General features: G+C 73.7%; 24 protein-coding genes and 1 pseudogene. 6 read left to right on the top strand and 19 right to left on the bottom strand.

Annotated features, from left to right (window positions below; translation table 11 throughout):
* Nucleotides 1–87: 87 nt before the first annotated feature.
* The gene (locus tag J7W19_RS32285) at nucleotides 88–1413 is read right to left on the bottom strand and encodes a DUF2252 domain-containing protein (protein ID WP_004954008.1); all 1326 of its coding nucleotides are present in this window, start codon (nucleotides 1411–1413) and stop codon (nucleotides 88–90) included.
* Between the two features lie 191 nt (nucleotides 1414–1604).
* Here J7W19_RS32285 and J7W19_RS32280 point away from each other — a divergent pair, with 191 nt between their 5' ends.
* On the top strand, nucleotides 1605–2174 hold the full coding sequence (locus J7W19_RS32280) for a hypothetical protein (protein WP_004954004.1): 570 nt from the start codon (nucleotides 1605–1607) through the stop codon (nucleotides 2172–2174).
* A 56-nt stretch (nucleotides 2175–2230) separates the two neighbouring features.
* On the opposite strand, the gene J7W19_RS32275 is transcribed toward J7W19_RS32280, so the two are convergent.
* Complete coding sequence (locus J7W19_RS32275) at nucleotides 2231–2626, bottom strand: cupin domain-containing protein (RefSeq protein WP_004954003.1); 396 nt, start codon at nucleotides 2624–2626, stop codon at nucleotides 2231–2233.
* A gap of 70 nt (nucleotides 2627–2696) precedes the next feature.
* Between J7W19_RS32275 and J7W19_RS32270 the strand changes: the two genes are divergently transcribed.
* Nucleotides 2697–3689 carry a helix-turn-helix domain-containing protein gene (locus J7W19_RS32270; protein ID WP_210455424.1) on the top strand — a complete coding sequence of 331 codons (993 nt, stop codon included), beginning with the start codon at nucleotides 2697–2699 and terminating at the stop codon, nucleotides 3687–3689.
* Between the two features lie 48 nt (nucleotides 3690–3737).
* Here the strand turns inward: J7W19_RS32270 and J7W19_RS32265 are convergent, their stop codons facing one another.
* From J7W19_RS32265 to J7W19_RS32255, 3 genes are all read right to left on the bottom strand, one after another.
* The gene (locus tag J7W19_RS32265) at nucleotides 3738–4223 is read right to left on the bottom strand and encodes a hypothetical protein (RefSeq protein ID WP_004955979.1); all 486 of its coding nucleotides are present in this window, start codon (nucleotides 4221–4223) and stop codon (nucleotides 3738–3740) included.
* Nucleotides 4224–4501: 278 nt separating this feature from the next.
* The gene (locus J7W19_RS32260) at nucleotides 4502–5131 is read right to left on the bottom strand and encodes a hypothetical protein (RefSeq protein WP_004955981.1); all 630 of its coding nucleotides are present in this window, start codon (nucleotides 5129–5131) and stop codon (nucleotides 4502–4504) included.
* Between the two features lie 151 nt (nucleotides 5132–5282).
* The gene (locus J7W19_RS32255) at nucleotides 5283–6179 is read right to left on the bottom strand and encodes a TIGR03621 family F420-dependent LLM class oxidoreductase (RefSeq protein WP_004955983.1); all 897 of its coding nucleotides are present in this window, start codon (nucleotides 6177–6179) and stop codon (nucleotides 5283–5285) included.
* A 55-nt stretch (nucleotides 6180–6234) separates the two neighbouring features.
* On the opposite strand from J7W19_RS32255, the gene J7W19_RS33720 reads away from it, so the two are divergent.
* The gene (locus J7W19_RS33720; protein ID WP_325176110.1) at nucleotides 6235–6702 is read left to right on the top strand and encodes an FAD-dependent oxidoreductase; all 468 of its coding nucleotides are present in this window, start codon (nucleotides 6235–6237) and stop codon (nucleotides 6700–6702) included.
* 22 nt (nucleotides 6703–6724) lie between these two features.
* On the opposite strand, the gene J7W19_RS32245 is transcribed toward J7W19_RS33720, so the two are convergent.
* The gene (locus tag J7W19_RS32245) at nucleotides 6725–7390 is read right to left on the bottom strand and encodes a DUF1345 domain-containing protein (protein ID WP_004955990.1); all 666 of its coding nucleotides are present in this window, start codon (nucleotides 7388–7390) and stop codon (nucleotides 6725–6727) included.
* A gap of 211 nt (nucleotides 7391–7601) precedes the next feature.
* On the opposite strand from J7W19_RS32245, the gene J7W19_RS32240 reads away from it, so the two are divergent.
* A complete protein-coding gene (locus J7W19_RS32240; RefSeq protein ID WP_051072791.1) occupies nucleotides 7602–8252 on the top strand; it encodes a TetR/AcrR family transcriptional regulator in 651 nt (216 codons plus the stop codon).
* Nucleotides 8253–8374: 122 nt separating this feature from the next.
* On the opposite strand, the gene J7W19_RS32235 is transcribed toward J7W19_RS32240, so the two are convergent.
* The 9 genes and pseudogenes from J7W19_RS32235 to J7W19_RS32195 form a co-directional block, all read right to left on the bottom strand.
* Nucleotides 8375–9103: a dioxygenase family protein gene (locus J7W19_RS32235; RefSeq protein ID WP_004955123.1), complete on the bottom strand. Its 729-nt coding sequence runs from the start codon at nucleotides 9101–9103 to the stop codon at nucleotides 8375–8377.
* Between the two features lie 118 nt (nucleotides 9104–9221).
* Nucleotides 9222–10184: a helix-turn-helix domain-containing protein gene (locus J7W19_RS32230; RefSeq protein WP_004955121.1), complete on the bottom strand. Its 963-nt coding sequence runs from the start codon at nucleotides 10182–10184 to the stop codon at nucleotides 9222–9224.
* 138 nt (nucleotides 10185–10322) lie between these two features.
* Nucleotides 10323–11135 (bottom strand): alpha/beta fold hydrolase, encoded by an 813-nt coding sequence (locus J7W19_RS32225; protein ID WP_004955117.1) that lies wholly within the window; start codon nucleotides 11133–11135, stop codon nucleotides 10323–10325.
* A gap of 65 nt (nucleotides 11136–11200) precedes the next feature.
* A complete protein-coding gene (locus tag J7W19_RS32220; protein WP_004955113.1) occupies nucleotides 11201–12763 on the bottom strand; it encodes an alpha/beta hydrolase in 1563 nt (520 codons plus the stop codon).
* A 408-nt stretch (nucleotides 12764–13171) separates the two neighbouring features.
* The gene (locus J7W19_RS32215) at nucleotides 13172–13978 is read right to left on the bottom strand and encodes a M15 family metallopeptidase (protein WP_004955107.1); all 807 of its coding nucleotides are present in this window, start codon (nucleotides 13976–13978) and stop codon (nucleotides 13172–13174) included.
* Nucleotides 13979–14090: 112 nt separating this feature from the next.
* Entirely contained in the window at nucleotides 14091–14924 is an 834-nt protein-coding gene (locus J7W19_RS32210) for an SAM-dependent methyltransferase (RefSeq protein ID WP_004955102.1), read from the bottom strand.
* Between the two features lie 120 nt (nucleotides 14925–15044).
* On the bottom strand, nucleotides 15045–15431 hold the full coding sequence (locus J7W19_RS32205) for a hypothetical protein (protein WP_004955100.1): 387 nt from the start codon (nucleotides 15429–15431) through the stop codon (nucleotides 15045–15047).
* A gap of 92 nt (nucleotides 15432–15523) precedes the next feature.
* Nucleotides 15524–16072: a hypothetical protein gene (locus tag J7W19_RS32200; protein WP_004955097.1), complete on the bottom strand. Its 549-nt coding sequence runs from the start codon at nucleotides 16070–16072 to the stop codon at nucleotides 15524–15526.
* Nucleotides 16073–16154: 82 nt separating this feature from the next.
* Nucleotides 16155–16943, bottom strand: a pseudogene (locus J7W19_RS32195) (sigma-70 family RNA polymerase sigma factor); the annotation flags it as partial.
* 84 nt (nucleotides 16944–17027) lie between these two features.
* Here J7W19_RS32195 and J7W19_RS33315 point away from each other — a divergent pair.
* Nucleotides 17028–17510, top strand: a complete 483-nt coding sequence (locus J7W19_RS33315) for a carboxymuconolactone decarboxylase family protein (RefSeq protein WP_004955090.1) — start codon at nucleotides 17028–17030, stop codon at nucleotides 17508–17510.
* Between the two features lie 67 nt (nucleotides 17511–17577).
* On the opposite strand, the gene J7W19_RS32190 is transcribed toward J7W19_RS33315, so the two are convergent.
* The 4 genes from J7W19_RS32190 to J7W19_RS32175 all read right to left on the bottom strand — a co-directional run bounded on the left by J7W19_RS32190 (nucleotide 17578) and on the right by J7W19_RS32175 (nucleotide 22713).
* Nucleotides 17578–18324, bottom strand: a complete 747-nt coding sequence (locus tag J7W19_RS32190) for a transglycosylase SLT domain-containing protein (RefSeq protein WP_210455423.1) — start codon at nucleotides 18322–18324, stop codon at nucleotides 17578–17580.
* Between the two features lie 915 nt (nucleotides 18325–19239).
* Nucleotides 19240–19848, bottom strand: coding sequence for a TetR/AcrR family transcriptional regulator (locus tag J7W19_RS32185; RefSeq protein ID WP_004952231.1), 609 nt, complete (start codon nucleotides 19846–19848; stop codon nucleotides 19240–19242).
* Nucleotides 19849–20730: a class I SAM-dependent methyltransferase gene (locus J7W19_RS32180; RefSeq protein ID WP_040892021.1), complete on the bottom strand. Its 882-nt coding sequence runs from the start codon at nucleotides 20728–20730 to the stop codon at nucleotides 19849–19851.
* A 387-nt stretch (nucleotides 20731–21117) separates the two neighbouring features.
* A complete protein-coding gene (locus J7W19_RS32175) occupies nucleotides 21118–22713 on the bottom strand; it encodes an APC family permease (protein ID WP_004952227.1) in 1596 nt (531 codons plus the stop codon).
* A 449-nt stretch (nucleotides 22714–23162) separates the two neighbouring features.
* Between J7W19_RS32175 and J7W19_RS32170 the strand changes: the two genes are divergently transcribed.
* Nucleotides 23163–26129, top strand: a complete 2967-nt coding sequence (locus tag J7W19_RS32170; RefSeq protein WP_078588220.1) for a helix-turn-helix transcriptional regulator — start codon at nucleotides 23163–23165, stop codon at nucleotides 26127–26129.
* Nucleotides 26130–26152: the final 23 nt, after the last annotated feature.

The following is a 26152-nucleotide window of genomic DNA, read 5'->3' as shown; positions in this document are numbered from 1 at the left end:
CCGGACCGCTACCGCTCGCGTCCGGTGACGCTCCGGCGGGTGGCCGGACCCCGGGGCGGCGGTGCCCCGGGGCGGGTCGTGCCTCGGTTACAGGCCCGGGATGCGGCCGTTGCGGAAGAGGTCGACGAAGATCCGGTGGTCCTCGCGGGCCCGGGCGCCGTAGCTGTGGGCGAAGTCGGTGAGCAGTTCGGCGAAGCCGGTCTCGTCGGCGGCGATCGCGGCGTCGATGGCGTGCTCGGTGGAGAACGGCACCAGGGAGTGGCCGCTGGTGTCGTCGGCGGCGGCGTGCATGGTGGCGGTCGCGCGGCCGAGGTCGGCGACGACGGCGGCGATCTGCTCCGGGTCGTCGATGTCGGACCAGTCGAGGTCGACGGCGTACGGGGAGACCTCCGCGACCAGCTGCCCGGCGCCGTCGAGCTCGGTCCAGCCCAGCCACGGGTCGGCGTGCGCCTGGAGGGCGCGCTGGGAGATCACCGTGCGGTGGCCCTCGTGCGTGAAGTAGGCGCGGACGGCCGGGTCGGTGACGTGCCGGGAGACCGCGGGGGTCTGCGCCTGCTTCATGTAGATGACGACGTCGTTCTCCAGGGCGTCGCTGTTGCCTTCCAAGAGGATGTTGTACGAGGGCAGGCCGGCGCTGCCGATGCCGATGCCGCGGCGGCCGACGACGTCCTTGACGCGGTGGGAGTCGGGGCGGACCCGGCTGCTGTCGGGCAGCGTCTCCAGGTAGCCGTCGAAGGCTTCCAGGACCTTGGCACGCGTCGCGGCGTCCAGCGGTATCGAGCCGCCGCCGTCGAGGAAGCGCCGGTCGTGCTCGCGGATCTCGGTCATGGTCGAGAGGAGGCCGAAGCGCGTGCGGGCGCGCGCCTCGCGCAGGGCGTCGAGGAGCGGGCCCTGCGCGGTGTCGAGGGTGAAGGGCGGGATCTCGTCGTCCTTGGCGCCCGTGGCGAGGGCGTGGACGCGCTCCCGGTAGGCGGCGGCGTAGATCCGCACCAGCTCGGTGATGGTGGCGTCGCTGAGCGCCTTGGCGTGGCCGAGCAGCGCCACGGAGGCGGCGAAGCGCTTGAGGTCCCAGAGGAACGGGCCGACGTACGCCTCGTCGAAGTCGTTGACGTTGAAGACCAGCCGTCCGCCGGCGTCCATGTAGGTGCCGAAGTTCTCGGCGTGCAGGTCGCCGTGGATCCACACCCGGGACGTGCGGTCGTCCAGGTAGGGGCCGGCGTCCCGCTCGTGGGCCAGGTCGTGGTAGAAGAGGCAGGCCGTGCCCCGGTAGAAGGCGAAGGCGGAGGCGGCCATCTTCCGGAACTTGACCCGGAAGGCGGCCGGGTCGGCCGCCAGCAGCTGCGCGAACGCGGTGTCGAAAACGGCGAGGATCTCCTCGCCGCGCTGGGCGGCCCGGTCGTGCTCGAGCGCCATCGCTGGTCCTCCTGGGGTGGCTCTTCGTACGGGCGCCCGTGCGCCCGCCGTTCCTCGCGTGAGGCTACCGCCACATGATCGCTGTCGGTGACGGCGGGCCGCGCCGTCCGCCTTCGGCCGGTGCGCATCGCCGGCCGGAGGCGGGGAACACGGTGGGAGACACACCGGCGAGGGGGCGGGGAGGGATCGCCATGGCGGTGGACGAGCGGTCGGCCGGAGGCGACGAACGGGCTGTCGGAGGCCGTGACGCGGAGGAGGAACGGCGCCGGGCCGAGGGGTCGGCCGAGGGGCGGCTGGAGGCGGAGCGCCTCGGGGGGAAGGAGCCCGACGACCGGTTCGCCAACCCGCGGACGGTCCGGGCCGAACTGTCGCTGACCGGGGCCGCCTCGGGCGTCGCCACGCTCACGGCGCGCGGCGGCAACGCGATCCCGAAGGGCATTCGCGTCGTCGACGAGTCCGGCACCCTGGTCGCCGCCTACATCGGCTTCGCCCTGGACGACCTGAGCGTGGCCAAGTCGGCCCGGTCCTCGGTCGCCGGCGCCCTCGCGCGCGCTCTCGACGGCACCGACGCGGAGGACGAGGCGAAGGCGGAGTCGCCGGCCGGGGTCATCGTCGGCCGGGTCGGCGAGGACGTGCCGGTGCGGCTGACGCCGGAGGAGTTCCGGAACCGCGCCGTGGACCTGTTCGCGGGCGAACTCATCGACCTCTCGCGGGAGTTGCGGGGGGCGGTCCACGGGGAGGCGGCGGACGGGGCCTCCTGAACGGGCTCCGCGCCGGACGGGCGCCCCGCCGCACGGCCGGCTCCCGGGCGGGGCGCCTAGCCCTCCGGGTAGAAGACGAAGATGGTGCAGCCCGTCGTCGTCTGCGGGATGTGGGAGGAGCCGGCGGGGGCGTGGAGGAAGGTGCCCGCGGGGTAGTCGCGCTCGCCGTCGTTGAAGACGCCGGAGACCACGAACACCTCCTCCGGGCCCGGTTCGTGGACGTCGATGCCCTCCCAGCACGCGCCGGGGTCCATCTCCACCACGTGCGCCGTCGCGCCGTTCTCCCCGCTCCACAGCGAGCGCAGCCGGATGCCGGGGAAGAGGGTGCGGGCCGGGGCGTCCTGTACGGCGGCCCACGCGTAGCCGGGCACCTGCCCGCCCGCGGGCGCCGCGGCGTCCGTGGAGTGCGTGGTGTGCGTGGTGTCCGTGGTCGGCTGTGTCGTGTTCGTCATGGGGCAAGCCTCACCTGTTCCCCGCGCCCCGCCCAGTGTCTCGTTTGACGTCCTGAGGTACTTTCCTGCCATGCACCGTGTAGCGGCACTCGTCCACGCGCCTCAGTCGACCTTCGAACTCGCCTGCGCCGCCGATGTGTTCGGCGTCACGCGACGCGGCCTGCCGGTCCGGTACCGCTTCGGCGTGTGCGCCGAGCGGCCCGGTCCCGTCCCCACGCTCGCCGGGTACGACATGGTCGTCACCGAGGGGCTCGACGCCCTCGACCGGGCCGACACCGTGGTCGTCCCGGGCTGGCTGCCCCTCGCGGAACCTCCGTCGGACGCCGTCGTGCGGGCCATACGCCGGGCGCACGAGCGGGGGGCGCGCGTGGTCAGCATCTGTTCCGGCGCCTTCGCCCTGGCGTACGCGGGGCTCCTGGACGGCCGTTCGGCGACCACCCACTGGGCGCAGGCCGAGGAGTTCGCCGCGCGGTTCCCCGCCGTGCGCCTCGAACGGGACGTGCTGTACGTGGACCACGGCGACATCGCGACCAGCGCGGGCTCCGGTGCCGGGATCGACCTGTGCCTGCACCTGGTGCGCGCCGACCACGGTGCCGGTTACGCGGCGCGGGTCGCCCGGAACATGGTGATGCCGCCGCACCGCGAGGGCGGGCAGCTGCAGTACGCCGCCCCGCCGCACCCCGCGCAGATCGACAGTTCGCTCGCGCCGCTGCTGGACTGGGCCGCGGCCCGGCTGCACGAGCCGCTGACGCTCGACCGGCTGGCGGCCCGGGCCGGCTGCTCCACGCGCACCCTCGCCCGCCGCTTCACCGAGCAGCTCGGCGTCAGTCCGGGGCAGTGGCTGCTCGCCCGGCGGATCGCCGCGGCCCGCGAGCTGCTGGAGACCTCGGACCTGGCGGTGGACGCCGTCGCCCGCCGTACCGGGCTGTCGTCCGCGACCAACCTGCGCAGGCGCTTCCTCGGCGCCCTGGGCACCACTCCCAGCGCCTACCGCCGGGCCTTCCACAGCGCGTCGCACCGGCCGCCGTCGGCGCCGGCCCGGGCCGCCGACGGCCCGCGCTGAGCTTCCCGCGGGCCGCGGCCCGGCGCCGAGCACCCCCGCCGACCGCGGCTACGCGCACCGCGCCGCGACCGGCTCCGGCGCCGCCGGCCCGCGCCGAGCGCCCCCGCCGCCCGTCACCCGGCGGGCCACCGCCCGCCGGCCGTTCGCGAGCCACCGCACGGGCCAGTGCAGGAGCAGCGCCAGGCACAGCAGCCACCCGCCCGCGTGGACGGCCCAGACGCCGGCGAGGGTCGGGCCGCCCCAGGCGTGGTGGTAGTCGGTGTCCAGGTACCAGACGGGGTAGCCGAAGTTGCGTACGGAGTTGAACAGCGCGAAGCCGATCAGGCCGAAGGCCGCCAGGTCCAGGGGCAGTCCGAGCACGGCCCGGCCCAGCACCCGGCCGCCGGTCCAGCCTTCGCCGCCGGCGATCCGGCCCTGGAGCCGGGCCGCCTGGCGCGGGCGGCCGGCCAGCGTCAGGGCCACCGCCGCCCACCCGGCCGGGAGCGCCAGGAAGGCGCGGGCGGTGGTGCGGACGGTCCGGCGGATCGGGGACATCGGCGGGCTCCTCACCCTCGTTCGGCTGATGTCCCCACTGTCCCGTCCCGCACGGCTCCCTGGCGTCGGACCATGGCGCCAGATGCGATGTCATACCCAGGTCCTATACGGCTCGGCGCAGCGGCGACGGCGCGGCCGTGCCTCAGGCTCTCCGGGGAAGAACGCCTCGTGAACACGGGCTTCGCGTCCGTGGACAGCCACCGGCCGGGGCCGAAGCACGCGGGGCCGGGGTACGGGTCGGTCCGGGGACGCTCCGCCGGTTCGGTGCCGGAGGGTGTTCAGTGCCGGAGCGCGGCGGCCTCCCGTACGGCTCGGGCCAGGGCGTCCGGCGCGTCCGCCGAGAGGTAGACGGTGTCCACCCGCGTCGCCGTCCCCGTCTTTCCGAGGTCGAGGACGACCGGCGGGTCGAGCCGGAGGCACAGGTCCACCGCGCCGCCGGCCGAGCAGGCCACGGCCCGCGGCTCGCCGGGGACCCGGCGGATGCCCAGGCCGGCGACGGTCCGGGGGGCGCGCGTGACGGACACGACCGAGGCGCCGGGCACCGTCAGGCTGCCGAGGCAGCCCGTACGCAGGACCAGCCGGGACGGGGAGACCAGGTGCGGGTTCCGTGCCGTCGCGGCGACGGCACCGAAGCCGGCGAGGACGAGCAGCGCTTCGAAGACCGCGTGGCAGGCCCTGAACACCGGGGGCAGCACCGCGGAGGCGCAGCACGCGGTGACGGTCTCCACCAGGAGGAGCAGTGTCAGCGTCTGGCGGACGTCCGACGAGTGCGCGAAGCGGCGTGCGCCGTCGGCCTGTTGCGGCAGTGGTCGCCGCGCCGCCCAGCGGAGGAGCGAGACGGCGAGGATTCGCGCCGTCCCGGTCTTCGACGGTCGGTGGACGCCGGGCTTCCCGGACGGTTCCGGCACGGGGCCGCCCCTTTCCTGTGGCGCGCGGGGAGCCGGACGGCCGGGCCGGAGGCCGCCCTTGGCTGCTGCGCTACCGAGCATCCCGTGGCGCGCGTACGAGCTGAAGTGAGGTTTGTCATCACTCGCGCACAGGAAGGGGCGTGCCGGCCGGTCAGGCGCGCAGGTGCTCCAGCACCGGGGCGAACTCCTCCATGTACGGCTCCAGAATGGTGAAGTAACTGAAGCCGTAACGCGCTTGGTGGGCGTGCAGGCGGGCGGCGATCTCCGTGACCGAACCGGACAGGAGGGAGGGGTGGGTCAGCAGGTCCTCTTCCGTGAAGTGGGACACGTCTCCCATCAGGTCGCCCTTCTTCGCGAAGGGGTCGCCGTCGACGGTCACGATCTGCACCAGGAAGTTCAGCTCGGCGGGCGCCAGTTCGGCCGGTCGTTCGGCCTCGAAGCGGCGGTAGAGCGCGACGCGCTCCTCGAGGGCGGCGGGGGCCAGCAACTGCGGCACGCCGCCGGGACCGATGCCGCCTCCGGTGAAGGACATGGTGGTGGCGTGCCGGGCGGCCGCGCGCATGACGCGGTCGCCGCTCCCGCCGATCACCACCGGAACCCGGGGCTGGGCGGCCGCGGGCACGCGGTCCGGGTCCGCGAGCAGCCGGCCGACCTCGGTCACGGTGCGGACCAGGTGGTCCACGCGCTCGCGCGGTGAGCCGAAGGGCAGTCCGGCGCTCTCGTGCTCGGCCTGCACGTAGCCGGCTCCGAGGCCCAGTTCCAGCCGGCCGCCGGTGAGTTGGTCGGTCGTGGCCACTTCGCGGGCGAGCAGGGCCGGGTTCCAGAAGCCGGCATTGAGGACGTAGGTCCCCAGCCGGGGCCGCTCGGTGACCTCCCCGGCGGCCACCAGGAACGGGAACGGGGCCGGCATGCCCAGGTGGTCGGCCACCAGGATCACGTCGTAGCCGAGCTCCTCGGCCCGGCGGCACTTGGCGCGCCATTCGGCGCCGGTGCCCGTACTGAACATGTTGACGGCGAAACGGAGAGGCCGGTCGGTCTGGTTCGTCATCGGGAATCCCCCCTAGGTAGATCGTTGACCGACACCGTAGCGGAGGGTCCCTCCGATATCTTCGCCCGCCCCCCGAGGGGGCGGGCGCGCCCGCACCGGCCCATCGTGCCGTACCCGGCCGCGCAGCGCGCATGATTTTCCCTCCCACCGCGGCTCGGCACGGCCGCGGCTTCCACGAGCGGTTCCCGTCGCGCTCGGCGACGTCGCGGCGCGGCGCGCCTGGGGCGGGTGGATCGCGATGACGTCGTCGCTGCCGCCGGTCGCCGGAGAGGCGGCGAAGAACGTCTTCTACGCCGTCGGCCGCAACGGCCACGGCCTCGCCCCGTCCCCCTGCCTCGGAACACTGCTCGCCGACCGGCTCGCCGGCGACCGGACGCACGAGGACCTCGCCGCCGTGCGGCGGCCGCGGCCGCGGTTCGTCCCGTCCGTTCTCAGTACGCCGACGCCGCACGCCGCCTGGACGCTGGACCGCGTCTCGGACAGCGTCCACCGCCGCCGGACGCTGTCGCCGCCGAAGCGCTGACGGCCGTTCCGCCGCCGCGGTGCTAGCGGCGGCCCAGCGCGGACACCAGACTCGCCACCGTGACGGTGTTGAAGACGTACGCGACGACCGTGTTCGCCGCCACCGTCCGCCGCATGTCCCGCGAGGTCACGTTGACGTCGGTGGTGCCGAACGTCGTCATCGCCGCCAGGGCGAAGTAGACGTAGTCGGCCCAGGCCGGGGCCTCTCCCCCGGGGAAGTCGAGCGCCCGCTCGTCCTCCACGAGGTTGTCGGCCTGGAAGGTGACCGCGAAGGCCAGCACCACGCAGACCCAGGCGACGACGACCAGGGCGAGGGCCACCAGCGTGCGCGGGACGACGGGGAAGGCGGTGCCGAGGCGGCCGGGGAGCCAGAGCACCGCCACCACCAGGGCCGCGGCCGCGATGAAGAGGGACGCCCCGGGTCCGGGCGCGGTTCCGAGGACGTAGCGCTGCATGAACGTGCCGCGGGCTTCGCGACGGGCCCACGACCGGACCTGTCCCGGGTCGACGCCCCAGAAGGCGGCCAAGGTCAACGCGAGGTACGGGAGCAGGTAGGCGAAGAGGACGAACACCCCGATGTCCGCTGTCGAGACGTCCCCCGCGCCGCCGTTGGGGAGGACCGCCGCCGCGATCACCGCGAGGGCCAGACTCACCGTCGATCGGCGCCGTTCGGAAAGCCAGCGGTGCACGGACGAGCCTCTCTGAACGGTCGTCGCCGGGTCGGCACTGACGACAAGGTCCCGGCCGATGCTATGAGGGCTCCGGCGCCCGGGCGGCGGCATCGGGGGCGTGTCTCGCGGTGGTTCCGTCGGTGCGGACCAATGTGCACAACGAGCGTTACGTTAATGGGGTGGCAAAATCGCAGGATGCCCGAGAATCCGACCCGCCCGGCGACCGCCGGTGACGGAGGCGGGTCGGCCAGGCGGGTCGGCCAGGCGGCGCGGGCGGCCGACGGGCGACCACGAAGCGAGACGGGCCGATCTCCTGGAGGCGGCGGCCTCGGTGATCGCGCGGGAGGGCTACGCCAGCACCTCCCCGCGCCAGGTGGCCCAGCGCGCGGGATGCACCACCGGGACGGTGACGTACTGCTTCGCGAACAAGGACGAGTTGGTCGCCGCGGTGACCCGGAGCCGGTTCGACGGCTTCGACGCCATGCTGGAGCCCGGCCGGGACGGGCCCGGCATCAGGGCGGTCCTGGAACGGTGGCTGTCCCGCGCCACCGGCGACCCCGAGTTCTGGCCCGTGATGTCCCAACTGCTCGTCCACGCACGGTACGAACCGGCCTTCGCCGCCGTCATCGAGCAGCGCCACGCCCGCCACCGCGACCCGCTCGCCTCGCTCCTGACGGCCGGGCAGGCACAGGGCACCGTCCGCGACGACATCCCCGCCGACCTGCTCGCCGACCAGCTGGCCGCCATCGCCGACGGCTGGATGACGATGTTCCCCATCGCGCCCACGAGGTTCACGGGCGGCCGGGTCCAGGCCCTCCTCGACGCCGCGATCACGTCGATCACCCCGCTGCCGGGCGGGGCCCGCGGAGCCGGGGCCTGACGCAGTCCCGCCCTCACCCCCCGCGTCGCTTGCCTCCCGAGCCGTCGGCGGTCCGGCGCGGGACGGGCCGGCGGGGCGTGCCGCCGCCGATGTACGGCGCGCCCCGCCGGCCGGTGGCGCGGTCAGCGTCCGCGCGCCGCGCCGGGCACGCCGGGGTTGACGACGAAGTCGAAGGCGGCCTCCTTCGCGGGTCCTGCCTGACGGACCGTCATCAGCAGCCGCGGGTCGAAGAGGGAGTCGGTCTGGTTGCGGGGTTCGCCGGGGAAGTAGAGCTGGGTCGTGAGGAGGGGGCCGCCCGGCGCCTGGACCTTGACGTGGAGGTGGCGGGTGCGGCCGGGGTAGAGGCCGGGGACGATGGTCGTGAGGGTGAACGCCCCCCGCTCGTCGGTGTATTGGTGGCCCCGAAGCCGGTAGCCGCGGTTGTCGTAGGCGCCGGCGTTGTCGGCCTGCCAGAAGTCCAGCAGGGCGTGGGCGACGGGCCGGCAGGTCGGGCCGAAGACGAAGCCGGCGACCGTGAGGCGGGTGCCGCGCATACCCGGTTCGAGCAGGGAGGAGCGCTCGGGTGAGCTCGGCTTGAAGTAGGGGCCTTCTATCTGGGGCGGGGTGGGCTCGTCGCCGTCGTCGCAGTACGGGGTGGGGGGCAGGGGCGCGTCGGCGGGCCGGTGGTCGCGGGCCAGCGCCACGCCGCCGCCCAGCAGGGCGGGCAGGGGTACGGCGAGGAGGGCCGCCTTGAGCACGGTCTTGCGGCTGATGTGCCGCCGTTCCGTCGTGTCGTCGCCGTGTCCGGGGACGTGGGGGTCGTGGCCGTTCGCGCCGGTCGTCCCGCCGGTGGGCAGGGTGTCGTCCGCCATGGTTCCGCCTCCTCGGGGTGGGAATGGGGGCGTGCGCCGCAGGAGTTCGCCTGTGCGCTGAGGAACCTAGGGCGGTGGGCGGGGCGGATCGATGCACTCCGTTCGGCGAACGTGGTGTTTACTCCGGTGTCCTCTCCGGTGTCCTCTCCGGTGTCCTGTCCGGTGTCCTCTCCCGCGCCCTGTCCGGCGGGCACCCGCCCGCGGACCGGCGGAAGTCGCCGGGGCTGACGCCGGTCTCCCGCCGGAAGAAGCGGCAGAAGTAGGCGGGATCGCCGAATCCCACGCGCCGGGCGATCTGGGCGACGGTCAGGCCGGAGCCGGTGAGCAACCGTTTCGCCTCCAGGGCGCGGGCGGCCCGGACGAGTTCGCCGGGTGTCCGGCCGGTGGCCTGTTTGACGGACTCGATGAGGTAGCCGACGGAGACGCCGAGCCGGTCGGCGTAGGCGCGGACCGCGCCCTCGGCCCCCGCGGTCTCGGTGACCAGCGCGCCGAACTCCCTGGCGACCTCGGCGGACCGGCCCGCGTCCGCCTCGGGTCTTCGCTCCCCCGGCAGCCGCAGGGCACGGACGAGCAGGATGTGCAGGTACGCCTCCAGGACGGAGGCGTAGCCGTCGGCGCGGGCCGTGAACTCCCGTTCCATGGCCCGCACCAGGGAACCGATCCCGGCCGTGTCGCCGCCGTCCGGCCCGGTGGGCAGGCGCGGCACCCGCCGCTCCCCCAGGGCGCGCAGCAGGCGCCGGTCGTCGGGTCGGGACAGCAGGAAGTCCTCGGTGAACAGCAGGAGGACGCCGCTGAGGCCGACGGCGCGGTCCCAGTAGTGCACCTGGCCGGGGAGGATGACGCACAGGTGGGGAGGGCGCAGCGGGTGGCGTACGACGTCGACGACGTGGGTGCCGGTCCCGGCGGTGACGTAGGCGATCTCGTAGAAGGTGTGCCGGTGGGGGTACCCGGCACGGGATTCCGGGCCGAGGGCGTCGAAGGAGCCCATCGCGAAGGGCGGCGGGCAGGCGGCCGGGACGGCGAGCCGGTGCAGGGGCACGGGGTCGGCGGACAGGGGTGCGTCCTGGGCGTGGGGGGCCATGCCGGGCGTCCTTCCCCGGGGCGGTCCCGGTGTCGGGGGCGGGGCGTGGGCCGCCAGGGTGCCGCATCGCCGGGGAGGCGGCAAGGCGCGGGGAGCCGGCCTGTAGGGAGGTCCCCCGCCCCGCCGCCTGATCCGGCGTCAGTCGGCGAAGGCTTCCCGCAGCGCCGCGGCGAACTCCGCCGGGTGCGTCAGGTAGCCCACGTGTCCGCCCGGGAACTCCGTGACCCGGGTGCCCAGTCGCTCGGCCAGGGTCGCCGTCGTGCGGTGGGTGAGCGCGCCGGGCCGCTCCTCCCCCGTCACCAGGGTGCACCGGCCCGCGCGCAGCGCCTCGAGGTCCGGGCGGAAGCGGGTGAAGGAGCGGAGTTCGTACTCCAGGCAGACCGCGCCGTTGGCCTCGACACGGCTCAGCATCTCCCGCGCGGGCGGGGGCAGCGCCTCGTCCGGCTCGGGTACGTCCTCAAGGCCGATCTCCTCGCAGAGCCGCCGCAGCGCCGGGCGCGGCCCCTCACGCCGGTGGAGGGCGTGGAGCTCGCGGAAGAGGGCGTGCCAGCGGTCGGCGTCGGGCAGCAGGTCGACGACGAACGGGTCGTGGGCGACCAGTGCCCGTACCCGGCCCGGATGGCGGGCCAGCAGGTCCATGCCCGTCATGCCGCCGTAGCTGGTGCCGAAGACGTACGCCGCCTGCCCGGGGGCGACCGCGTCCAGCAGCAGGTGGGCGTCGCGGCCGCGCTCCTCGATCGTCTGCTCCCGGGGCGGGGCCGTGAGGCGGCTGCGGGAGTTGCCGCGCGGGTCGAAGGTGACGACGGTGTGGTGTTCGGCCATCAGGCGGGCCAGCGGGCCGAACATGGCGGCGTCGCCGTCGCCGCCGTTGAGCAGGAGGAGGGGCGGGCCCGCTCCGCGTACCTCGTAGTGGATCTCGGCGCCGGGAACGGTGAGCGTACCTGTCTCCATGGGTCCCTCAGGGTGCCGTGCGGAGCGGGTGGCCCGCAATGGTGCGGCGAGTGCGGCGGCCGGTGCTACTTCGGGCAGGTCGCGTCCGTCGCCGGGAGGCGGCCGGTGGCGAGGTAGGCGTTCACCCGCCCGTCGACGCACGCGTTGCCGTACTCGCCGTAGAGGCCGTGGTGGTCCGCCCCCTCGACGGTCACGAGGCGGGAGGACGGCAGCAGGCCGTGCAGGGCCTGGCCGCCGGCGTACGGGGTGCGCGGGTCGCCGGTGGCGGCGACGATCAGGGCGGGGGCGTCGGCGTGGACCTCGGTGGGACGTTCACGCGGCGCCCGCGGCCAGAAGGCGCAGGGGTTGGTGTTGTGGGCGAGCGGGCCGAAGAGGGGGTGTGCGGCGCGGGAGTCCTCGACGGCGCGGCGGTACGTCTCGGGGTCGCGCGGCGCGGCGACGTCGCCGCACAGGATCGCCGCCTGGACGCTGCCCGACGCGGAGGCGGCGTCGCTCAGGGTGGCGGCGAGGATGTCGGCCAGCTGCCCGGACGCCTCGACGGTGCCGCCGCGGGCGGCCCGGTGGAGCGTGGCGACCGCGTCGGCGAGGTCGGCGCGGTTGGGGTCGCGGTCGTCGGCCAGGGCGCCGAAGAGGAGGGACGGGACGACGGTGTCGTCCACCCGGTACGTCCGCGCCTCGGCGCGCAGGGCGAGCGGGCGGTGGGCGGCCGTGCGGACGATGCCGTCGATCGTGGCGAGGACCTGGGCGCGGGTGCGGCCGAGCCCGTACCGGGCGTCGCGGCGGGCCGTCCAGTCGGCCCAGTGTTCCAGGGCGCGCTCGTTGGCGTCGATCGCCGTGGCCAGCAGCCGGGGGCTGTAGGCGCGCGGGTCGATGGCGCCGTCGAGGACGACCCGGTCGGTGCGGCCGGGGAACAGCTGGGTGTAGACGGTGCCGAGGTAGGTGCCGTAGGAGTAGCCCAGGTAGGAGATCCGGCGTTCGCCGAGGACGGCGCGGACGACGTCCATGTCGCGGGCGGTGTCGCGGGTGGTGACGTACGGCAGGACGTCGCCGGCCGCCCGGCCGCAGCGCTCGGCCAGGTCGCGCTGGAACGCGGCCTGCCGGTCGAAGCTCCGGCGGTCCGAGCCGGCGGAGCGGAGCCAGGTGCCGGTGGGCCAGTGGCAGTCCAGCGGGGTGCTGCGGCCGACGAAGCGGGGGTCCATGCCGACGACGTCGTAGCGTTCCCCGACGTCCTTCATGACCTGGCGGATGCCGGCGGCGAGGCCGAGCGACGGGCCGCCGGGGCCGCCGTTGTTGACGAGGAGCGCTCCGACCCGGTGGGCGGTGTCGGTGGCCTTGATGCGGGAGACGGCGAGGGTGATGGTGCGCCCGCCGGGGTCGGAGTAGTCCAGGGGTACGGAGATCGTGGCGCAGCGGGCGCCGGCCCGTTCCAGTGCCCGGCCCGTCTCGTCGTCGGGACCCTGGAGGCAGCTTTTCCAGTCCGGCCGCTGGTGCTGGTAGCGGGCGAGCCCGGCGGACGTACCGGCGTCGTCGCCGGCACCCGTACCGGTGCCGGCCTCCGCGACGGCGGGCAGGGCGGCCAGGCAGGCGGCGGCCGTCAGCGCGGCGGCGGCTCTGCGCAAGGGTGTCATCGCGTCTCCTTCACCATGAGCGGGGCGTTGCGCCCTGCGCGGGCGTTCCGCCATGAACGTTGGGCGTTCGGGCATGAACGTCGGGCGTTCCGGCACCGGCCGGTCTCGACGGCCGCGCCGCCTCTCACGCTAAGCACCCGCGCGGTCCGGCTCACTGGTGGAGGCCCCCGGACGGCGGGTGGGGCCTCCCCCACCCGGGCGCCGGGCCGACGGGGCGTCAGGGCCCGGGCGCGACCGGGTGACGGGCACGTCGTACGGTGCCAGGGGCCCCACGCCGGGCGGACGGCGCTGTACCTGCTGGGGGGAGCCGGTGTCCGCTCGGTAGGAGGCCGCTGTTCCGTCCGGCCCACGAAGGCGGCGAAGCCGCGGGTCGCCCCGGTCCCGGGGCCGGCTGCCGTACCGGAGCGGCTAGCGGCCCGGCCGGAGTGAGCGTCGGGTGACCGGGAAGTCGAAGTACGTGTCCGGGAACGTCTCCGGCTGGTACGTGTAGTGCCACCACTCTTCCGGAAGGTTGCGGAAACCGGCCTTCTCCAGGCCGTTCTTGAGCAGCAGCCGGTTGGCGCGCTGTGCGCCGACGACGCGCGGGTCGAGGGTGTGCGACAGGGTGTCGAAGCAGTCGAACCCGGTGCCCATGTCCAGGGAGTTGTCGGGGAAGCGGTCGCGCTGCGGGCCGTAGCAGGGCTTCAGCGGTTCGCCGGGGTGGTACGGGCGGGTGGGGAGCGCGGGCAGCCGGACGAGGGTCAGGTCGACCGTACTGCCCCTGCTGTGGCCGGACTTGGCCGCGATGTAGCCGTCGTCGAAGAGCCGCGTCTTGTCGACGCGCGGATAGAACTCCGCCTTCATCCGCTGGTCGTCGAGGTCCTTGGCCCAGCGGACGAAGTGGTCGACGGCGCGCTGCGGCCGGTAGCAGTCGTAGACCTTGAGGGAGTACCCCTGCCGGAGGAACGTCCGCTGTGCCCGGCGCAGCGCGGCGGCCGTGTCGCGTGTCACGACGCACAGGGGCTGCCGGTAGCCGTCGATCCGCTCGCCGGTGAAGTTGTGGCGGGTGCGGTAGCGCATCTCCTGCAGGATGGTCGGATCGACGTCCCGAAGGGCGACGAACTGCGGTGGCGCCTTGGGCTCGTGGCGCTCCTGTGCCGTGGTGGTGGCGGGCACGGCCGTCACCGCGAGGGTGGCGGCGGCCCCGGCGACCAGGCCGCGGAGAACTCTTCGCATCGGATCGAACCCCTTCGCGCGTGTCCGGGGCGCCGCGGTGGTGTCCGGCCCCCGGCGGCATCCTGGCGGAGGCGTGCCGGGGCCGTCCAGTGAGCCGGGGCGGCGGAATCGGTCACGCCGTCGAGCGCCGCGCGTGGAAGATGCCCCAGCGCAGACGGCCGCTCCGGGCCGCGTCCACCCACAGCGGCAGGTTGCGGAGGAGACCCTGGAGGTAGTCGGGGCTGATGAGGTCCCGGAGGGTGTCCTTCCGGGATTCGGTCTCCTCGGTCAGCCGGACGTAGTGGCGCACCAGTTGTTCGCTGTGGTCGTCGAAACCGACGTCCTCCAGGCCGAGTGCCGTCAGCCGCTCCCGGTAGAACGACGGCGTGGCCAGCGCGTCGACGCCGAGCCGGGCGACGACGGGCCGCAGGGCGTCGTCGGGGGTGCCGTCGGCGGCCATGACGTCGGTGAAGGCCAGGGCGCCGCCGGGCGCCAGGACGCGCGCCGCCTCGGCCAGCGCGCGGGCGCGGTCGTCGCTGTGGCAGAGCGCCTCCAGCGAGCAGACGGCGTCGAACTCGCCGTCGCCGTAGGGCACGTCGTGGAACGAGCCGGTGACGACGTCGACGAGACCGTCCAGGCCGCGCTCGGTGTTGGTCTCGCGGTGCCGCGCGTTCTGCGCCTCGCTGAGGTTGAGGGCGACGACCCGGCACCCGAACCGCCGGGCCAGGTAGCGGGCGGTGCCCCCGTACCCGGACCCGAGGTCCAGCGCCCGCCGCCCGGGCCCCAGCCGGTCGGCGAGGTACACCGCAAGCCGCTCCACGGTCCGCCGCGACGCGTCGGCGACGGGCTCCCCCTCCCGTTCGTAACTGCCGGTGTGGATGTCCTCGCCGCCCCAGACGGCGTCGTAGAAGGCGTCCACGTCACGGGTCTCGTAGTAGCGCCGCGTCGCCTCGTCGTGTCGCTGCACTCCGCTCACCTCACCTTGGGTGCTGATCGTTTGCCGGCCGTCCCCAATCTGCCGTCGCGGGCGGGCGGTGAACAGAGGGCGTGGCCGGGGACGGCGGTACGGACGGGTGTGCGGGGCAGGTCAGCGCGCGGGCGCCGCCAGTGCCTCCGGTTCCTCCGGCGGCTCCGCGATCTCCCGGACGTTCTCGCCGAGGGCGAGGCCGAAGACGGAGTCCGGGTGCTCCCGGTACCTCCACGCGGCCGGGTCCGCGAGCAGCCGGTCGAGTTCGGCACCGGTAATCCGCCGGCCGTCCATCCAGGCGGGCGGCTCCGGCCCCTCGTACACGTCGATGTACCCCTTCCGGCACCACCGGGAGACGATGTCGGAGAACAGTGGGACGTGCCGCTCCCATTCCTCCTCGTCCTCGCTTTCCGACCAGTCAGCGAGGAGCGCCCAAAGGCTCGAGCTCTCCCGGGAATTCCAGTAGACGTACTCTTCCTCTTCGGTGATCCAGTACATGCTCGGCACTCGGGAATTCCTGTTCGGCCTCGGCGGGAGGGGCGGGGAACGCGGCGTTGTCGTCGCTTTCCGTCAGCCTAGTGCGGCCGGGTCGCCTCCGATCAGGTGGGTTGCCTGCGGGTGGCCACGTAGGTGAAGGGGGCCGAGACGCCGGCGCTGTGGTGGTCGGCGGCCGACAGGGCCAGTTCCAGGCGTTTGCGCGGCTTCAGGTCGAGGTCCGCCGTGGCGTGCAGGGCGCCCAGCGCGAATCCCTCGCCGCAGCCCACGGCGGCGTACCCGTCGGCCGGTTCGGCTATCTGGTAGTCGCCGTAGACGGCGAACAGGCGGCCGTTTATGCCGACGAGGAACGTGCCGGCGGATTCCTGTTCCGCGTCCTTGCGCGCCCAGCCGCCGTCCTTCAGGCATTTGCGCAGCTTGTCGACGAAGACGGTCGTCATGAAGCGGTCCAGGTCGCCGGCCGGTTTGGGGGCGCGGAACGCGTGGTGCAGCAATTGGCCCATGCGGAAACTGGTGGTGAAGCCCATGACGTAAGGGCCGTTCCGGAAGATCTTCGGATCCCGGCGGACGGTGATCCGGAGGCCGGCGACCCCGGCCGAATCCCCGCCCAAGTGCACCCGCCCGTTGTGTACGAGCCCGGCGATCACCGTCATGCCGTCCGCCCCCTCCGCTGCTCCTCGGCTCCCCTTCTCGATTACTGCGCCCGGGGCGGCGACCGGAAACCGGCGGCCGGGATCAGCGGGTCACGACGGTCTCCTGTTCGAGGCGGGTCAGTTTGCCGGGGTTGCGCACGGCGTAGAGGCCGGTGACGAGGCCGTCGTCGCACCGCGCCGCCAGCACGGTGTCGACCGCGCCGTCGAGCCGCACCACCAGGGCGGGGAAGCCGTTGGCCCACACCGGGCGCAGGGACGCCGCGGCGGGGATCCGGGCCAGCACCCGGGCCACCGCCCCGGCCCCGACGACGGGGGCCGTCGCGGCCCGTACGACACCGCCGCCGGCCGTCAGCAGGACGACGTCCGGGGCGAGGACGCCGAGCAGCGCGTTCAGGTCGCCGGTCGCGACGGCCCGCCGGAACGCCGCGAGGGCGTCCCGGGTCTCGGCCGGGGAGACGGCGCCGCGCGGGCGGCGCGCCGCGACGTGCGCGCGGGCCCGGTGCGCGGTCTGGCGGACCGCGGCCGGGCTCCTGCCGACGGCCTCGGCGATCTCGTCGTACGCGACGTCGAACACCTCGCGCAGCACGAACACCGCCCGTTCCGTGGGGGTGAGCGTCTCCAGGACCAGCAGCATCGCCATCGAGACGCTGTCGGCGAGTTCGGCGTCCTCGGCCACGTCCGGCGTGGTGAGCAGCGGTTCCGGTAGCCAGGGGCCAACGTAGGACTTCCGGCGCCGGCGCAGGGTCCGCAGCCGCGTCAGCGCCTGGCGGGTGGTGATCCGCACGAGGTACGCGCGCCGCTCGCGCACCGTGTCGAGGTCGACGTCCGCCCAGCGCAGCCAGGTCTCCTGCACGACGTCCTCGGCGTCGGCCCCCGGCGGGCGGCGTCCGGTGGGCGCAAGGACACCGCGTCGACGCTGTGCGCGGTGCCCCCGACTCACGAGGAGGACGCTCTGATGGAACCCCGTTTCGACCTGTTCGCCACCGAGACCGGCACGAGGATCGGTAAGCGGACCGCCGCGGTCACCGCGGCGATCGAGCCGGCGCTGCCCAAGTCCCTCCGGGAACTGGTCTGCCTGCGGGCCAGCCAGATCAACGGCTGCGGCTTCTGCGTCGACGCCCATGCCAAGGAGGCGGCGGCCTCGGGCGAGTCCGCGCTCCGGCTCGGTCTGGTCGCCGCCTGGCGCGAGTCCACCGTGTTCACGGACGCCGAGCGGGCCGCGCTGGCGCTCGCGGAGGAGGGCACCCGGCTCGCCGACGCCCGTCAGGGCGTGTCCGACGAGACCTGGGCGCGGGTGCGCGAGCACTACGCCGACGACCAGGTCGCGGCGCTGGTCGGGCTCGTCGCCATGATCAACGCGGCCAACCGGTTCGGGGTGATCCTGCGCAGGCCGGGCGGCTCGTACGAGCCCGGCGTGTTCGCCGCCCTCCGGGACTGACGACGACAGCAGCCGTGGGCGGCGTCCGGAGGGGACGCCGCCCACGGCTGTCGTGTGGTTCCGCCGGTCAGTAGGCGGAGTTCACGTTGTCCATCGAGCCGTACTTGTCGGCCGCGTAATTGCAGGACGCGACGATGTTGGCCACCGGGTCGTAGATGTCCCAGGACGTGCCCTCGACGTGGTACGCCTTGAACGTCGGGTCGATGATCTGCAGCAGACCCTTCGACGGCACACCATTGACGGCGTTGACGTCCCAGTCGTTGATCGCGTGCGGGTTACCGGTCGACTCCCGCATGATGTTCCGCTTCACACCGTCATAGGAAGCCGGGATGCCCTTGGCCTTCATGATGTCCAGCGCCTGGGCGATCCAGCCCTCCAGGTCATTGCCGTACGCCTTCGGCGCCGGAGCGGCCGGAGCGGCGGGCTTGCTCAGCGGCTTGCGGGTGGTGGAACGGTTCGCGGCCTGCTTCTCGGCGCGGTCCTTGTCGGCCTTGGCCTTGGCATCCGCCTTCGCCTTCGCGTCGGCCTTCGCCTTCGCGTCCGCCTCGGCCTTGGTCTTGGCGGTGTGCTTGGCCGCGGCGGCCTCGGCCCGGGCCTGCTCGGCCGCCTTGTCGGCGGCGTCCTTCCGCTCGGCGTCCTGCGCCTGACCGAAAGCCTCCGCGCTCCAGGCGACCGGCTTCACCGGCGCCGGGGCGGCCACCGCGTGCGAGGCCGCACCGAACGCGACAGCGGCGGCACCGGCGGCGGTCAGCGCCGCGGCGGAGAACTTGTGGGCCTTGGTCAGACGGGTATAGCCGGAGTGGGTGGAACGCATGAGAAGGAATGAACCTTTCGCATCGGGAAACCGCACGGGCCTGGACCGGCGCAGAGAAAAGCGCCGTTCTCGGTCGGACGGCGCCGTGCGGTCCACCCATTCTTAGCGGCGGTGGAATCCCCTGGCAAAGACCGCTTCTACGGCCCTCTTTCGCAGGTCGGAGCCCCTCCGGACGCAAGCGCTCCGGGGCATTGGCGGGCGGCGGCGCGGCGGCCGGATACGGCCCGGCACCGTAGGTGACGCGGGTCTCATGGGCGGGCTCACATCCGCGGCCCCTCCGGCTCACGCGGTGTCCCCCGAGCGCTACTTGGCGGAGCCGGATTCCGGGCGGTGCGCCGGGGGCGGACCGCGACTCGTCCGGGTTCCGTGTTCCGCGCCCGGCGCGGGGGCGGCCCCTCACTCACCCACAAGCCCGGGAACCGAACCCATGCCCACGCGACCCCGCCCGCGTCCGATCGGACCCCACGCCTTATAGGGAGCCCGACACGACGCCCGGCAAGGAAGCGGGCAGCGCACACGGCACGAGACCCGGCACCACGCCCGGCACAGGACCAGGCACCGCCCCTGACCCGCCCCCGGCTTTCACCCCACACCCGCACCCGCCCCCGCCTGCAGCTCCCCCGCACACGCGGCGTCGGGGCCGCTCGCGACGGAAGAGAACCCGGCCGCTCCGGGCACCCACCGGACGTCGGCGGAGAACGCGGTGCTCGCCCTGGCCGGGCGCGGCGTCCGCTCGGCCGTCGTCCGCCTGCCCCCGACCGTGCACGGCCGCGGCGACCGCGCGTTCCTCCCGGAGGTGATCGGCCGGGCCCGCGCCCGCGGGGTGTACGACCCGCGCCGCCCGCAGGCGTGTGGGCCCCTGCCCTGGGCCCACGACGCTTGGTTGCTCGGGTCCGGTCCTCGAATCGGACCGCGTCAGCGGCGTGTGAGGGCGGTGAGTGTCGTTTCGACGGCGCGTACGAATGCCTCGTTGTCGACGGTGTCGTCCCACGCGGTTTGCAGCATGAGTCCTTGGTAGACCGCGATGAGGATGCGGGCGAACGCGTCAGCGTCGAGATGGGTGGGCAGTTTGCCGTGCTGTGCCGCCGAGCGGATTGTCTCGGCAGCGGCGGCACGGGGGCCGTCCACACCGTGGCGGGCCAGCTCGCGGATGCGGGGCGTGCGGATCGTTTCGGCCCAGACCTGCAGGCCCAGGTGGAGGTCTTGGGCCGTTTCGGGTCGGCCGACGGATCGCAGCAGATCCAGGTAGACGGAAAACAGTCGGTCGGCATCCGGCGCCTGTTCGGCTCCGCGGGCGGCGTCGATGAGTGTCGCCCGATGTTCGTGCCACTCGGTGACGATCGCTGCGATCATGTCGTCCTTGCCGGCGAAGTACCGGTAGATCAGGCCGGCGCTGATTCCGGATTCGCGGACGATGTCCTGCATGGAAGTGCGGTGGAAGCCGTCGCGGGCGAAGCAGGTCGCGGCGGCGTCAAGGATTTCGCGTCTGCGGGCTTGCAGGTGGGCGTCGCTGACCTTGGGCATCTAGAGCACCTCCGCTTGCGCGATGCGGTAGAAGAAGGCGGCCGGTTCGTCCCGGCCCAGCGGGTTGAGGTAGCGGGTGGCAGCGTCATGCGCGGACAGGTCCACCGTCAGTTCCAGCCTGCGTTCGGCGAGGTATTCGGGCAGTTCGGAGGGGTGGAAGCCGAACGTCCATGGTTCGTCTGCCTCGCGGACCACGGCGTGCCATTCCTCGACTCCGCTGTAGGTGCCGCTGCCGTCCAGAGCGGCGCGGTCGACGTAGGTGAAAATGATCCGGCTGCCGCGGCCGGTCGTCGCCGACAGGTAGCGCAGTGTGGTGTCCACGGCCTGGGCGGTGAGGTAGTTCGTCACTCCCTCCCAGATGACCACGGTGCGCTCCATGGGCACGAAGCCCGCTTGCTGTAGTGCCGCATCAAGATCGTCGTGCACCAGGTCGACGGGCACGAAGCGCACATGGGTGCGCCGATCGGGACGGACATGCGCGCAGATCAATCGCTGTTTGGTGGCCTGCGTCGCGGGGTGGTCGACCTCGAACACCTTCACGTTCGCCATGCCGGGGATCCGGTAGGCCCGGCTGTCGTATCCGGCCCCCAGCAGTACCACCTGGTGCGCGCCCTGGTTCAGGGCTTCGGTCAGCAGGTCGTCGATGAGTCTTGTGCGGACGACCGCAGAGGCGCGTGGACCTGCGGGCCAGTGCTTGTCGATGCGGCCCTCGATGTAGTGGCCCACGGGTGGAAGTCTGGCGAGTCGGACAAGCCACCGGTATCCGGCAGGAAGGAACTTCATCGCGTATGAGTCGACGAAGAGCCGGTTCCTTCGCCTGGACGACTCCAATGCCCGGAATAGCGCTACATGCTCGGCCGTGCGGCTCGCCTGGTTCTGCATGGCCCGAACATAATGAATGAACGTCCATTTTTCCATCCCCTCAGAGGTTCACATCGGCAGGCGGGGGCGGCGCCTGACGACTCGTCAGGGTATTACCGCAGCAAATGTCGGATTTGCCACGACGGAGTCTCTGCCGTGATCACCGCGGCCTGCGGCGGACGATTCCGGCCGCCGGGGCGAGATCGCCAGTGCGTCCGGTGCGGCCGTACATCGCCTGCCGGTCGCGGGCCCGGGCCGGGCCGCGGGCGGGGCGCGGTGGGCCGCGGTGAGGGCGCGGGCCGGCCGGGGCCGGTGACGGCGCCGCACGGGCGCGCCGCCTCGGCTCGCGGAGGGGCCGCCCTCGTCACGTCGACCGGGCGCCGGCGGGCCGACGGGCGCCCGGGTCCGTCACGGAGCCTCTACCCGCGCCGTCGCCCGGTACCGGACACCCGAGCGTACGGCCCAGTGGAAGACGCCGAACGCGAAGAGGGCGACGGCGAGGGAGTCGTAGGGGGCGGGCAGGCGGCCCGTGCCCTTGAAGGTGCCCAGCCAGGACAGCAGGGTCAGCACCGTCAGGTAGCACACCAGCCAGGCGCCCTCGCGCAGTTCGGCGGCGAGCGGTCCGTCGGCGGCGGAGCGCCGCATCCCGAGGAAGATCAGCAGTCCGGCCAGCACGACGGGCAGCGCCAGCCGCAGGTCGTGCCAGCCCGACCAGTACACGAACTCGGTGGCCACGACGAAGCTGACGGGAGCGATCCAGCGCAGACCCGGCACCCAGCCCGCCATGGGGGTGCCGGGGTCGGCGCGGAAGACGGCGACCGCCACGGCCGAGGCCGCGTAGATCAGCAGGTACATGTCGCCCATGATGCTGACGATCCGCTGCCACTCCCCGAAGGGCAGCAGGAAGACGACGATCACCACGAGGTTCAGGGCCAGCGCCCGGTGCGGGATGCCGGACCGGCGGTCCACCCGCATGAAAGTCCGGGGCAGGGTGCGGTTCTTGGCGAGGGCGTAGGTGTGGCGGGCGTTGAGGGCCACGCCGACGTACGCCGAGCCACCGGGCGAGAGCACCGCGTCGGCGTAGAGCAGGCTGGACAGCCAGTGCAGGTTGAGGATCAGGGCGAGCTGGCCGAACGGCGATTCCAGGTCGACTCCCTGCCAGCCGTGGCCCAGGAGGCTCTCGGGGACGGTGAAGAGGAAGGCGAACTGGAGCGCCAGGTACATCAGCAGCGCCAGGCCGATGCCGGTGAGGACGGAGGCCGGGATGGTGCGGCGGGGGTCGCGGGCCTCGCCGGAGAAGTCGAGGGCCGCCTGGAAGCCGTTGACCGAGTAGACGATGCCGCCGCCGGCGAGGGCGGAGAGGCAGGCGGCGTAGCCGTAGGGGGCGAAACCGCCGTGGTCGGTGAGGCGTCCGGAGTGCCAGCCGGAGGCGAACAGGGCGACGACGGTGACGACCGGCACGGCGATCTTGAAGAGGGAGACGAGGTTGTTCAGCCGTGCGAACAGGCGGACCGCGAACCAGTTCAGCGCCGTCAGCAGCACGCTCAGGCCGACGGCGAGCGCGAGGCCGGTGGGGGTGAGCACATGGCCGTGGTAGAGGTCGGGCAGGTAGTGGTCGGCGTACTGCATGATGGCGCTGATCTCGGCGGCGGTGCCGCCCACCGACAGCAGGACGGACCAGCCGATCAGCGTCCCGACGAGGCGCCCGCCGGCGTACAGCGGCCAGCGGACCGTACCGCCGCCCTCGGGCCGCGACGCGCCGAGCTCGATCATCACCAGGGCGACGAGTCCGCACAGCACACCGGCGCCCACCCAGGTGAGCAGCGAGGCGGGTCCGGCGGTGCGGGCCGCGTACATCGCCGCGAAGAGCCAGCCGGAGCCGACGATGTTGGAGAAACCGATGGCGGTGAGGGCCCAGAAGCCGAGGTCCCGCCGGAGCCTGCCCTCCTGCACGGCCGCCTCGACGGCGGCGGTGTCCGCTGCGGCGTCGTGATCCGCTGGCACGTGCTCTCCCTGTCCGACTGTCCGGGGCGTCCCGACGAGATGCGGGCGAATGATCACTCAACCTTAGGTGACGCTTCGTCATTCCCTCCGGTCCCACGAGGCTCCTCGTGTCCCGGGGGTGTGCGGTTCGGCGCGCGCGGAGGGGTGAGGGAGGAGTGACGGAAGAGTGACAGAGAGATGATCGAAATGGCCGGAAATCATCGCATGGGCGACCTGCCCTGTGATGAGCACAACGCGCACAACGTCCCTCACCGGAGAATCGACGCCGTCCGGCCGCACGGGCAAAGGGTTGCTTCACTTCTCGACGCTCGATTTCAGCCAATCGAATATTCGTCAACTGAACACTTCTATAAGGTTGTTGCGCGAACAGGGGGCGGAATCGCAGGTTCCGTCACGCCACGCCCAGGGTGACCGCAATCAACCGAACTGGGTTGCTATGTTTACGGCTCATGGCCCAGGTATGGTCGCGCGCTGGGGGGAATATGGATGTGCTGCGCAGTCCGGATTACGCCGAACGCAAGACGGAGTTGGCGGCGCTCGGGGGGTTACTCACGGAAGCGGGAGCGGGGCGCGGAAGCGTCGCTCTGGTGAGCGGTCCGGCGGGCAGCGGAAAGACCCATCTCCTGCAAACGTTCTGTAAAGAGGCGGAGAGGTCCGGTGCCCTCCTGTTGACCGCCGTGGCGTCCCGCGCCGAGTCCGGACTGCCGCTGGGCGTGATGGACCAGCTGTTCCGGTGCGAGACGCTGCCGGCGGAGCTCCGGCGCCGGGCGACCGCGCTGCTGGCCGGCGAACCGGCCGGCTCCCGGGGGCCGGACGCCGGCCCGGGGACGATGAACCAGCCGAACGTCGAAGTGGCCAACGGGCTGCGGTCGATCCTGCTGGAGCTGAGCGACCGCGGCCCGGTCGTGGTGGGCATCGACGACCTCCAGTACGCCGACGGTCCGTCCCTGCAGATGCTGCTGTTCCTCCAGCGCCGGATGAAGACCTCGCGCGTGCTGCTCCTGCTCGCGGAGCTGTCCACGGTGCGCTCGCCCCATCCCGTCTTCCACGCCGAGCTGTTCCGCCAGCCGAACTGCCGCAAGATACGGCTGGACCTGCTCACCCGCTCGGGGGTCCACTCCCTGATCGAGGGCCGGCTCGGTCCGGCGAAGGCGCGGGAGCTCACCGAGGCGTACCACGCGGCCTCCGGCGGCAGCCCGCTGTTCCTGACCGCCCTGCTGGACGACCACGAGGCCGCCCACCGCCCGGGCGGCGAACCGGCCGCCGAGCCGTCGACGACGCCGACGGCCTCGGAGGCGGCCTTCCGCACCGCGCTGACCGACTGCCTCTACCTCGCGGAGCCGTCGGCGCTCGCGGTGGCGCGGGCGGTGGCGGCGCTGGGCACGGCCGGTTCGCCGGCCCTGATCGGCCACGCCCTCGGGATGAACACGTCCACGGTGGAGCACGCCATCGCCTCGCTGGCCGCCACCGGGCTGCTCGGCCCGGAGGACTTCCGGCATCCGGCGGCCCGCACGGCCGTCCTGGCGGAGACGCCGCCGGACGCCCGGCACGACCTGCACCTGCGGGTGGCGGCCGCGCTGCACCACGCCGGGGCGCCGCCGGGTCCCGTCGCCGAGCAGCTGCGCGCGGCGGAGCGGGCCCCCGAGGCATGGATGATCAACATCCTGCGGGAGGCCGCCCGCGGCGCCCTCGCCGCCGGCCGGAGGGGGACGGCCTGCGCCTACCTCGACCTGGCGCTGAAGGACTGCGCGGACCGCCGCCAGCTCGCCGCCCTCACCGCGGACCGGATGCGCATCGAGTGGCAGAAGTCGCCCCTCAAGGCCATGCGGCACGTGGAACTGCTGTGGGAGGCACTGCGGGCCGGGCATCTGAACGGCCATGACGCGGGGCTGCTGACCCGCGGTCTGCTCTGGCACGGCAGGTATCGGGAGGCCCGGGAGGCGCTGGCGCTGTGGAAGGCGTACGGCGCCGCGGCCGACCCCGAGGAATCGGAGGAACTGGCGGCCCTCACGACCTGGATGGCGTACTCGCACCCGTCGCTGATGACGTCCTCCGGCGGCGCCCTGGCCACCGCGCCGCCGACCGGCCCGGACGCGGCGCGCCCGTTCGGCCGGCACGCCGTCAGCGTGCTCTACCGGCTGCTCGCGGACGGCGCCGGCGAGGCGGCCGCGGCCCGTGCGGAGGCCATTCTGCACAGCGTCGTCCTGGGCGGCGCCACCCTGGAGTCGCTGCACGCCGCGCTGCTGACCCTGCTCTGCGCCGACCATCCGGACAAGGCCGCCGCGTGGAGCGACGAGCTGCTCAAGGAGGCCGAGCAGCACGAGGCGCCGATGTGGCAGGTGGTGTTCGCCACGATGCGCGCGGACGCGGCGTTCCGGCAGGGCGACATGGCCACGGCCGTGCGGCACGGCGAGGCCGCGCTGGCCCGGCTCCCGGCGTCGGCCTGGGGCGTCGCCATCGGCAGCCCGCTCGCCGTGCTGATCCTCGCCACGACCATGATGGGACGGTACGACGAGGCGGTGCGGTACATCCGGCAGCCCGTGCCGGACACCATGTTCGAGGCCCGCTACGGCCTGCACTACCTCAACGCGCGCGGCCACTTCCACCTGGCGACGGGCCGGCCGGCGGCGGCGCTCACCGACTTCGAGAGCTGCGGCCGGCTGGCGACCGCCTGGAGGCTCGACCTGCCCGCGCTGATCCCCTGGCGCGCCGGGGCCGCCGAGGCCGCGCTGGCCCTGGGGCTCAAGACCAGGGCCCGGGCCCTCGTCGAGGAGCAGCTGACCCGGCCGGGCACCGGGCAGCCCCGCACCCGGGGGGCGACCCTGCGGCTGCTGGCCGCCACCGGGGCGCCGGAGGACCGGCCGGGGCTGCTGCGCCAGGCCGTGGACCTGCTGCGGCCGGACACCGGCCGCTTCGAACTCGCCCGGGCGCTGGCCGATCTCCGGGACGCCCACGAGGCGCTGGGCGCCCGCGAGGAGGCCGCGGACGCGGGACGGCGGGCCGCCGAGATGATGGCGTCCTGCCAGGTGCCCGCGGAGTGGGCGCGCCCCGGCGGCGTCGTCCGGCCGGCACCGGCCGCGCCGGCGGCCGTGGCGCCGGTCGCACCGTCGGACGCACCGTCGGACGCGGTGCCGGACGCACCGTCGGACGCACCGTCGGACGCGGCCGGGCGGCCGGCCGGTGCGCCCGAGGAGCGGAGACCTCCCGCCGCGGAGGTGCTGAGCGACGCCGAGCGGCGCGTCGCCGAACTCGCCGCGGCGGGCGTGACCAACCGGGCGATCGGCCGGAAGCTGTTCATCACCGTCAGCACCGTCGAGCAGCACCTCACCCGGGTCTACCGCAAGCTGGACGTCAGCCGGCGGAGAGACCTGGCCGCCCGGCTGGGCCTGCGCGCACCGGACGCCGAGTCCGCCTGAGCGGCCCGGCTCCGGTGCGCCGG

The organism is Streptomyces mobaraensis NBRC 13819 = DSM 40847, from assembly GCF_017916255.1.
Classification (GTDB): domain Bacteria; phylum Actinomycetota; class Actinomycetes; order Streptomycetales; family Streptomycetaceae; genus Streptomyces; species Streptomyces mobaraensis.
This window is presented reverse-complemented; position numbering and strand designations above follow the sequence as displayed.